Raw genomic sequence first — 6,061 nt, 5'->3', positions numbered from 1 at the left:
AGGCGGCCGTTGCCGTCGTAGGTGTAGCTGGTGTTGCCCTGGCTTTGCAGCTGGTCACCCAGGTTGTAGCTGGCGGATACACCTGACACGCCTCGCTCGGTGCTGGTGGCCAGGGTGCGGTTGCCGTTGGCATCGTACTGGTACTGCTCCACCAACTGGCTGTTTTTGGTCACCTCCGTCAGGCGGTAGCGGTCATCGTACTCATAGCCGTACTGGTTGACCGTGCCGTCCGGCAGGGTTTCGGTTTTGCAAAAAATGCTGTGTGGATATTATCAGGATGCAGGCTTTTCAAAAGCGACTATTTCCCAAATCTGTATCTATTGAAACTATGCAAACACCACCCTGTCATAATTAATATAAAACCAATATCCACATTTGTATGAGACATAACGATATCGTTAGCCACCATTTGATATATTGAGATTGAAAAAATAATAAACCCTGTGACCAAGCTACCATAAGCCAAAATTCTCGCAAGAAAAATTAGATAAGATTGCATAACGCAAAGATCCCATGAGACTCAAATTCCATAACCCTTTTCCGATACCTTTTGAATGGCCTCAATCGCCTCTTTCAAGCCTTTATCAGAAGCGCTTTTTAACAAAGAAAATCCTTTTCTATAATCTTTTTCTACGCCAATCCCGTCTATATATAAAAGCCCTAAATTATACTCTGCTATTGGGCTTCCATTTTCAATAGCCACCCGGTACCACCTAATAGACTCGGTGAGAGATTTCTCAGAATACTCTTCGTCAGAATATATCCACGCTAAATTTAAACAGCCCTCAACCTGATTTTGTTCAGCTGCAAGTTTGAACAAGTCAACAGCCTTCCGAAGATCTTTAGCGACTCCAGCCCCACGTAAGTATCGAACACCTAGTTGATTCTGAGCCCATGAGTTTCCAAAACTTGCTGACTTTTCTAAATGTCGAATACAGATCGCTTCTATATTCCCATCAAAACTGGCAGCAATAAATCTATGAACTCGCCCTAAAAACCTATTCAACATAGTTTGTCCCTAGCGTCGCCCACGGCACGAAATTCCATCATCAATATGATTATCTCTCTCAAAGGGATCGGGCACTCCGTTGTCGTTACAGTCAAGTTCAGAGCAACTGATTGGCTTCCCTCCAGCCCAAAGACCAACAGCCCAGCCTCCTAACTTAACCCAGCCGAGCTTTGTAACTGGCTTAATGGCTCCAGTATTGGTGTCTACACCAAATCCGCCCCCTGTCATTTTATTTACAGCTTTGTTGGCTACCGCATTGCCAATTTTGTCCGCTGTACTCGGGGCTGCACTATGGGGTCCACTTATTGGGTTACCTACTCTTCCTGCCCGACCACTTTGATCTACAGGCCCTGATCGCTTAATTTGGTCTCCTATAACACCATTATTTTTCGCTAAGCCGGTCTTATCATTCCAAGTTATTACATCTGAAGAAACATACCCATAAAGATTCGTATCCCCACCGGCAAAGCCAATCGGATCCCGTGCGGTCCAGCGGCCGGTTGTTGGGTCATAATCCCGATACCCAAACCGGATTAGGCCAGTATCTGCATCTTTCAGACCACCCGCAAACCCGAACGGAATCTCAAAGCCCGGGTTGCTGTCACTGATCACATTACCATAGGCATCGTATTCAACCGCCTTGACCACTTGCCCAGCGCTGTCAGTGATCACCCTCGGGCTGCCCAACTGGTCCGTCAGCAGGTAGTAGGTAGTGCCGTTCTCGGTAAAGCTCGTGGGGGTATGACCCAGTGTGTATTCGAATCGCTGTTTGAGGTTGCCATCCCCATCGTAGGTGGCCAACAGGGTGGTCTTGTCCTGCCACAGGTAGCGTTCCACCACTTCGCCATCTTTGACCTTGGCGACCCGGTTGCCCAGGGCGTTGTGGCGGTATTCGATGGTGTGGTCCGGGGTCTGCACCTGCTTGAGCCGGCCCTGGCTGCCATAGTCGTAGACGGTGACGTCAGTGCCGGTGGTCTTCTGGCTCAGGCGGCCGTTGCCATCGTAGGTGTAGCTGGTGTTGCCCTGGCTTTGCAGCTGGTCACCCAGGTTGTAGCTGGCGGCAACACCCGAGACGCCTCGCCCGGTGCTGGTGGCCAGGGTGCGGTTACCGTTGTCGTCGTATTGGTACTGCTCCACCAGTTGGCTGTTCCTGGTTACCCCCGTCAGGCGGTAGCGGTCATCGTACTCATAGCCGTACTGGTTGACCGTGCCGTCCGGCAGGGTTTCGGTTTTACCAACGATCTGGCCAACGTTGTTGTAGGTCAGTTCGTAGTCGAAGGCCGCAGCCTGATTCAGCTCGGCGCTGACGTCAGTGACTTCCCCGTGGCCGTTGTAGCCAAACGTTTTGTTCAGGGTGCCGTCGTCCAGGCTTACCGGCAGGCCGTGATCTGTATGGCGACCGATGGTGAAGCCGTGGATGCCGGTTAACAGACCGTCCCGGTCATAGGTCAGGTTGGTGCTGGTTAGCCGGCAAAGAACCTAGTGGAGCGTGCTCTGTTGCGAGAGAGCTGCTGGCACCGTCCGCCGGTACTGCACTCCGACAACCGAGCGCCGATGACATCCTATACGCTCAGGGCCCGACTGGCAGGTCTAGGCATACTGATGTCACACAACCGCCCGAGAGTGAGCAACGGCAACCCTTACTCGGAATCGTTGTTCCGGACCGTTAAATACTGTTCGGAGTGGCCGTCAAAAGAAAAGGCTTTACATCGCTCATGGCCGTGCGTGAATGGATGCTGGCGTTCAAGCACGCCTACACCTATACAGCGGTACCTGGTTCGTAACGCCGACCGACTGCCATCAAGCCGTTGATCACGAATGACTGGTACATCGAAAATAGTTTATGAAAGAGCAAAGCGCAGAAATCTACGGCGCTGGTATGGCGACACCCGGAACTGGGAAGTCACCGGACCGGTAGCGCTCCCCCCTGAGAAATTGCAGGAAGTTGAGCGCAATAAATTGCCTGCTTAGACGCTGTCATTTGGGGTGAGTCAGCCGAAGGAACTGCCCCTTCAGCTGCTCTCAGAACCCGGCGTGAACCTCTCAGCTCACCGGGCTCCCATTGCTCCAACCGAAAACGCCCCGCGCCCACTCCAATGCACGAACAGGGTTGGGCGTTTCTGCTTAACGCTGGCCAGCCATGAGATTGCTCTCATCTTCCGACCACGTAAGCGCTTGTGTTTCCGCATGGCCCATCGAATGATCGCGCGGTCGAGATGATCTGCCACAGGTTGGAACTCGGAGCCTCTGAACCGACAATAGTAATTAATCCACCCTCGTACGCGTGGGGCCAGCACTTGGGCCAGTTGGTCCAGAGATAGCTCACTTCGGAGGGTCAGATGCCATCGTCTTATCGACTGGCGCATGGCTGTCATTGCTTGTCGGCTTACCGCTGGGGTGAACCCCAGTAATGCCTTGCCGCTTCGATTGACCGTGCGTCTCGGCCGAAATGTATAACCGAGAAAGTCGAATTGGATCTGCTCATGAGTTTCAGTCCGCCTGCTATCCTTGCAGTACACCACCCGGGTTTTCGTCGGGTGCATCTCCAGGCCGCAGCTATGAAGGCGCTTCGCAAGTTGCTCACGCAAATAGTGCGCTTCGCCTTCACTGCGGCAATGCAAGATGCCGTCGTCAGCGTATCGACAGAAAGGGATGTCCTTGTGGTTCACTGTCAGCCAATGGTCCAAGGCATAATGCAGAAACAGATTCGCAAGAACCGGAGACAATGGGCCACCTTGCGGTGTGCCGACACTCCGTGAGTCTTGTGCCCCATCTCGACTTTGCATTGGTGCTGTCAGCCAGCGCTCCACGTGTAGCAATACCCACCGATCCTGACAGTGATGACGAAGAGCTTTCATCAGCAGATTGTGATCAATGTTGTCGAACAGGCCGCGAATATCGTACTCAAGAACCCAATCACGCTCCCAGCATCGCTTGCGCGTTACCGTGAGCGCATCGTGCGCCGATTTCCCGCGTCGGTATCCATAGGAGTTTTCATGAAAGACCGGCTCCAGGATCGGCTCAAGGGTCATCGTGACGACGGTCTGTGCAATTCTGTCACCGACCGTTGGCACACCGAGTATTCGCTCCCCACCTGACTTCTTTGGAATCGGTACGGCTTTCACCGCCGGCGGGAAGTAGCTTCCTGACGACATCCGGTTCCAGATCCGGTAAAGGTTCCTGCTCAGATCCCGATCAAAATCCGAGATCGATTGACCATCAACGCCCGCTGCACCTCGATTCGCTTTGACTCGTTGATAGGCTTCCCATATCAGTCGCTTTGGAATCACAAACGGTTTTGCTGATGTCACGGGCTCATCCTTCCAAAGAAGTTGACCTGTGGATCAGTTGAAGCAATTCGACCTCTTCGCTCCGCATCCATTACAGATACATCAAAGCTACTACAGGTCGATCCGTCCTCAATCCGTGCATCGGTACTCTGCATCTCGCTTTTCTTCACTTGATGCCCTCCCTTAACATCACGGTATTGAGTTCCCACAGTTCCGTTGAAGCGCCTGAATCGAGCTCGCGCCATCTCTATGCCGGACACCGCCCATCCAGTAAACAGGTTTCCGATGGACTTATCCCAGGGATAGTTGTGGCCCCCGGTTCTGATGTCAGCTATCAATTTCGACACCTTAATGATGGTTCGCTTGTACTCGCCTTCTCGATTCTTACCTGACACACCACATGGATGCGCCTTTTCCCTCGATGCTCACGACAACGGTCTTCAGCCAATGCCGCTCGGGGCGGTTTGGAGCCGGCCCCTGCAGGCAGACTCCGGAGGGTCGGTCCTCCATCACTTCAACAGCTTTTCATGCTATGAGCGATCAACTATCGTTGGACCGCCGCATTGCTGTGGCACACACAACTGGGTTGAAAATCGCCAGTCCCGTCGAAATGTCAACCACGGCACCAAAACCAACAATTTTTCGATACTAAATAAGCGATTTTAAATATTTTTGGCTCAACATATTAAAACCCAATACATATTAAGGCATCAATATTTACTTAATCTATAAATTTCTACTATGGTATATTTTTATTGACGCAACCAATGCTGGAGATCTTTATTCAGCGCCATAATTGCGACCAAGACCATTCCGAGCACGGATAAGAATATAAAGCTTGAAAAATGAAGATTCTGATCTTCCACACTTAAGAACGGATAAATACACCAAGAGTTCATCATCCACCCTAAAAACAGAACGAATAACCCACTACATTTTTTACTTAATAAACTCACCAACCCCAACCAATAAACAATCACTCCAGGCATATAAGCCCAATAAACTAAGTTAGAGGATATATTATACTTACCCTCCAAGACATTGAATATCAACCCCAAAAAGGGAGAGGCTAAAATTAAGATCCCGACGCCCCCCGCGTACTTCAACACTCGAGGAGCATGGGTAAAGTTATTCAAAATACGTGTCACCATATAGATACCGAAACCCCCATTGCTCCACCAACAGATAAACCAACTCCCGATCCAATAGCACCTGCAGGATTAAAGCCAGGCTCTCCTTTTGGCCCCTCTGAATAAGAACAATTAGTACCATCGAAATGCTTGCCAGCCTTACCACCAACGGAATATCCAACTGTTCCAGCTGAGGCGCCAACACCCACATATGTCCCCACGCTCACACCACTTTCCCCAACTTTTATTTGCGGGTTTTCTTTGCCATAGGGGCCATCGCGCAGCACTCTCCCTTCTGGGCCCTTATCAGTTGCATCAAAAGAAACACCGCCCCCGACACCAATGCCAGCGCGGCCCTCAGCGAACCAGCCCCCTGTGCTCTCGTTGTAACCAATAGTCACACCGCCTCCCCCTATAACATATGCATCGACGCTGACTGACCAAAGTCCATTAGTATCTATCCAGCCTATTGGGTCTCCCAAAACATACCCATAAAGATTCGTATCCCCACCCGCAAAGCCAATCGGATCCCGAGCCGTCCAGCGGCCGGTTGTTGGATCGTAATCCCGATACCCAAACCGGATCAGGCCAGTATCGCTATCTTTCAAGCCTCCCGCAAAGCCAAAGGGAAT

At 51.3% G+C, this 6,061-nt stretch carries 6 protein-coding genes; all 6 read right to left on the bottom strand.

Going from position 1 to position 6,061, the window contains the following annotated elements; translation table 11 throughout:
* Window positions 1-236, bottom strand: a 236-nt coding sequence (locus tag NLU14_RS23475) for a hypothetical protein (RefSeq protein WP_476738657.1), incomplete at its 3' end; no start/stop codon positions are given.
* 284 nt (window positions 237-520) lie between these two features.
* Window positions 521-1,009 carry a tetratricopeptide repeat protein gene (locus NLU14_RS21190; RefSeq protein ID WP_275710365.1) on the bottom strand — a complete coding sequence of 163 codons (489 nt, stop codon included), beginning with the start codon at window positions 1,007-1,009 and terminating at the stop codon, window positions 521-523.
* 9 nt (window positions 1,010-1,018) lie between these two features.
* Window positions 1,019-2,428 (bottom strand): RHS repeat domain-containing protein, encoded by a 1,410-nt coding sequence (locus NLU14_RS23470; protein WP_476738656.1) that lies wholly within the window; start codon window positions 2,426-2,428, stop codon window positions 1,019-1,021.
* 629 nt (window positions 2,429-3,057) lie between these two features.
* A complete protein-coding gene (ltrA, locus tag NLU14_RS21175; protein WP_275710363.1) occupies window positions 3,058-4,320 on the bottom strand; it encodes a group II intron reverse transcriptase/maturase in 1,263 nt (420 codons plus the stop codon).
* 731 nt (window positions 4,321-5,051) lie between these two features.
* Window positions 5,052-5,450, bottom strand: a complete 399-nt coding sequence (locus NLU14_RS21170; RefSeq protein WP_275710361.1) for a hypothetical protein — start codon at window positions 5,448-5,450, stop codon at window positions 5,052-5,054.
* A partial coding sequence (locus tag NLU14_RS21165; protein ID WP_275710359.1) for an RHS repeat-associated core domain-containing protein occupies window positions 5,444-6,061 on the bottom strand: 618 nt, incomplete at its 5' end. The genes NLU14_RS21165 and NLU14_RS21170, both read right to left, overlap by 7 nt.

Source organism: Marinobacter iranensis (genome assembly GCF_029207565.1).
Lineage (GTDB): Bacteria > Pseudomonadota > Gammaproteobacteria > Pseudomonadales > Oleiphilaceae > Marinobacter > Marinobacter iranensis.
The sequence above is the reverse complement of the archived record's forward strand: the minus strand, read 5'-3'. Positions and strand labels throughout refer to the sequence as shown.